The following is a 4,013-nucleotide window of genomic DNA, read 5'->3' on the forward strand; positions in this document are numbered from 1 at the left end:
GCCGCCCCCGGCGCGGGGGCCGGCCCGGGGGGGGGGGGGGGGGGCGCGCCCGCGCGCCCCGACCCGCGCCCCGGCTCCCCTCCTCAACACCCCTCACGGTCGGGTGCGGGCCGTCCAGTGGGCGAGTTGTTCCCTCGTCGTCACCGTGGCCGGATGGCCGGCCCCGAGAATGCGCTCCCGGACCGGCAGCAGCGCCGCACACAGATCCCGAGCTCCCACCACATCCCCCGCCTCCCCCGTCCAGTACGCCAGATTGGCCCTGGCGGTGAGCGTGTCAGGATGCTCAGGCCCCTGGACGCGCTCCCGTACCGGGACCAACTCCGCGTACTGATCCCGCGCCGCCGCCGCGTCCCCCAGCTCCCCCGTCCACCGCGCCAGCTCATGCCGGATCGTCAACGTGTCCGGATGGTCAGGCCCGAGAATGCGCTCCCGGACCGGAAGCAGCGCCGCGTACAGGTCACGGGCCGCCGCCGCGTCCCCCGCCTTCCCCGTCCACTGGGCCAGGCTGGCCCTGGCGGTGAGCGTGTCAGGATGCTCAGGCCCCTGGACGCGCTCCCGTACCGGGACCAACTCCGCGTACAGGTCACGGGCCGCCGCCGCGTCCCCCAGCTCCCCCGTCCACCGCGCCAGCTCATGCCGGACCGTCAGCGTGTCCGGATGATGCGGCCCCGACACCCGCTCCCGTACCAGGAGCAACGCCGCGTACTGGTCGCGGGCGGCCAGCGCGTCCCCCAGCTCACCGGTCCAACGGGCCAGCTCGTGCCGGTTGATCAGCGTCGACGGATGCTCGGCCCCCTGAACCCGCTCCCGCGTGGGCAGCAGCGCCGCGTACTGGTCGCGGGCGGCGGCCGCGTCCCCCGCCTGCCCGGTCCACTGGGCGAGGTTGGCCTGCGTGGTCAGGGTGTCCGGATGCTCCGGCCCCGACACCCACTGCCGCACGGGCAGCAGCGCCGCGTACTGGTCGCGGGCGGCCACCGGGTCGCCCGCCCGTCCCGTCCACTGGGCCAGGTTGTGCCGGGTCGTCAGGGTGTGCGGATGCTCGGGACCGAGCACCCGCTCGTAGACGGGAAGCAGCTCCAGGTAATGGTCGCGCGCCGCCGACGGGTCGCCCGCCTCGCCCGTCCAGAGCGCCAGCTCGTGCCGGGCGGTCAGCGTCGCCGGCTCCTCCGGGCCCAGCGCCGCCGCGAGCGCGTCGGCGATCTCCTGGAACAACGCCTTCGCCGTACGGTAGTCGCCGCTGGCCCCCAGATACTGGGCCGTCTTGTCCATGCCGGGCGAGGTCGGCCCGAGCACCGTCCGGATGTGCGGCAACAACCTGGCGTACCGCGGCCACCGCACCTTCTGCCCGGGATCGTCCGGCAGCACGGCTTCCATCAGCACCGCCGCCACCTCCCGCCACCGGCGCTGTGCCCGCAGCGGAAGCTGGTCGAGCGTGACGGCCTGCACCAGCCGGTGCACGGTGACCGTCCCGTCCACGGGCGGCCCGATCAGGCTGTGCCGCCGCAACGCGCTCAGCGCCGCGTTGATCCTGAGCGTGTCGTGCGGCAGCGTCCGCATCATCATCAGCACGCTGGGATGCACGTCACGCAGCAGACGCGTCCGCGGCCCGGCAACCCGCCCGTACGCCAGCCGCCGCTGCATGTCCCCCCGGAACAGCTCGCGCGGCGCCCACAGCGCCAGCGGCGAAAGCAGCAAATGGTACGGAATCGCCTCGTGCGCGTAGCAGGCCAACAGCCGCAGCAGCGCGATGGCCTGCGGACTCGTCCTGGCCAGCCGCCGGAACGCGAACTGCCACGTGGAGGCGACCCGCTCCCGATACCCCCACGCCTGCCCCTGCGCCAGCAACTCGGCACGCTGGTGATGCAGCAGATCCAGGTACTCCGACAGCTCCAGCCCCGTCTCCGACATGTACGCCGCCGCCTGCTCCAACGCCAGCGGCAACGCCCCGAGCTCCGCCACCACGGCGGCGGCCGCCACGGCGTCGTCCTGCCCCGAACTCGCCAGCATAAGCAGCGCCGCCGACTCCAGATCGAGCACCGGCAGCTCCAGCCCTTGGTCCCGCGGCCAGCTCCCGGACCGGCTCGTGATCAGCACATGCCCCGGCCCCGCCGGAGGCAGCACGGCCTGCACGGCCTCGACCCCCGGCACGTTGTCGAAAATCAGCAACCACGGCCGGGTACGCGCCGCCAGCGCGGCGTGCACCTGGTCGACCGGGTCCGCCGCGTTCGCGCCCAGCTCCCGTAATCCCATGAGCGCCGCCAACCGGGTGAACGCCGCCGACAACACCGCCGGCTCGGCCGCCGGCAACTGCCAGACGAGCTCGTAGTCGTGCTGGTACCGGTAGGCGTACTCCAGCGCGAGACTGGTCTTGCCCACGCCGCCGAGCCCGTGCACGGCCACCACCGCCGGCCGTACGTCGCTCCCCAGCAGCCGCTCCCGCAGCTCCGCCACGGCATCGTCCCGTCCGACAAGCTGCGGCGGCCGCGGCGCCAGCTGCACGGGCCGCGACGCCACCTGAGGCCGCGACGGGAGATGCACGGCCCCGATGACGTTGACCTGCCCACCGGTCACCGCCGTGGACCTGTCCCCGGTCATGGCCAGCCCGGACTCCTGCCGCCCTACAACGATCGACCGCTCGCCCTCAGCAGCCCCCACCACTCGCCCGAGCCCGCCACCCTCACCGCCCCCACCTTCACCTGCCCCACCTGCTTCGCCTGCACCCGGTCCCGAACCGGCTCCGGCACCGGGCCGCCCAACCTCCTCCTGACCCCCAGCACTTCCACCCGCACCAACCGACTCCCCACCACCGGAAGACCCCATGGCGGCCCGAAGCTGCGCCCACAGCCCGACACCGGCGATGAACAACCCCGCCACACCCACGAACATGCTGACGACACTGGCCCGCTTGTCCAGCAGCTCCAGCTGTAACGGCTCAGCGAAGAACCCCACGACCCCCGCGGCCACCAACCCGACGGAGATCGACGCGAAGGTCCACACCAGCAGCCGACGGCTACGGCGCGCTGACTGCCTGGAAGGGGGAGAAGCGGTCACTCTAATAGAGTTACCCGATTACGCTAAGTATCCTATCGATATTGCCAGGTCCATAAGCACCCCCTGACCTCGCCCAACCCCACCCACGAACCATCCCTCCCCCCGCCCCCAAGCCCCCCATCACACAACGAAACCCCCACCGACTCCCACACGCGAGCCCCATCCCTGTACGACTCAACGTGTTCGGTGACCTGTCGGTAGCAATGACGATCTTCGGCTGATCAGACTGCTCGTAGCCAGCGATCCAGGGCGATGAAGTCGTCGTTGGTGAGCCCCTGAGCCGACGGAACATGATGGAGGAGGGCTCGGCCGCGATGGTGTGCGGACACCCAGTCCCGATCGGCATCGGTGATCTCGTCGTCGACCCAGGCGAATGGACGCTGGTTGGCCCATGCAACCAGGGTCCTGGTCTTCCAGCAGAGCCCGAACCACTGGTCCTGACGTTCGTCCTCGTCGGAGGGCTCGGGCCAGTTCACGACAGGTAGCCGTGGCAATCCGATCCGGGGTGCGATCTCGACGTTGGCCTGATCTTCCCAGGTGGTGGCCCAGACCAGGTCGCACGGCAGCGCCGCCAGTCGAAGCCCCACCTGCGGGTCGAGCCGCGCCAGGTGGTTGGTCTGCCCACTGCCTGAGGGCTGGCGCTGCAGGCCCTCACCGAACGGCAACAGCGGCCCGTCGACATCAAGGAAGAGCAGGGGGCGCCCCTGGTGGCCAGTCATGCTGCGGTCACCTGTTCGCGTCGAAGGGCAGCCGGCGCACGACGGCACCCAGGAGACCCCACCCCACACCGGCAGCCCGACCAAAGATCACAACCTTCGGGAGGTAGCGCCCCGGCCGTACCCGCCGTCGCCGGCACAGGCGTCTGAAAATGCTCCAGAAATGCAGAAAGGGCCCCGACCTAAGTCGGAGCCCTTTCAAAAGATTGTCCGGCGGTGACCTACTCTCCCACACCCTCCCGAGTG

The 4,013-nt window shown here is 71.3% G+C and carries 2 protein-coding genes; both read right to left on the minus strand.

Annotation, left to right across the window (positions count from 1 at the left end; all coding sequences use genetic code 11):
* Window positions 1-93: 93 nt before the first annotated feature.
* The gene (locus tag AB0J97_RS51490) at window positions 94-2,595 is read right to left on the minus strand and encodes a tetratricopeptide repeat protein (RefSeq protein ID WP_364104766.1); all 2,502 of its coding nucleotides are present in this window, start codon (window positions 2,593-2,595) and stop codon (window positions 94-96) included.
* A 677-nt stretch (window positions 2,596-3,272) separates the two neighbouring features.
* The gene (locus tag AB0J97_RS51495; protein WP_364104769.1) at window positions 3,273-3,770 is read right to left on the minus strand and encodes an HAD domain-containing protein; all 498 of its coding nucleotides are present in this window, start codon (window positions 3,768-3,770) and stop codon (window positions 3,273-3,275) included.
* Window positions 3,771-4,013: the final 243 nt, after the last annotated feature.

The organism is Nonomuraea sp. NPDC049607 (assembly GCF_040675375.1).
Classification (GTDB): Bacteria; Actinomycetota; Actinomycetes; order Streptosporangiales; family Streptosporangiaceae; genus Nonomuraea.

Bases quoted from the DNA above. Each gene is read 5' to 3' on its own strand.
- AB0J97_RS51490 (WP_364104766.1), bottom strand. From the start codon at position 2,595: ATGACCGGGGACAGGTCCACGGCGGTGACCGGTGGGCAGGTCAACGTC.
- AB0J97_RS51495 (WP_364104769.1), bottom strand. From the start codon at position 3,770: ATGACTGGCCACCAGGGGCGCCCCCTGCTCTTCCTTGATGTCGACGGG.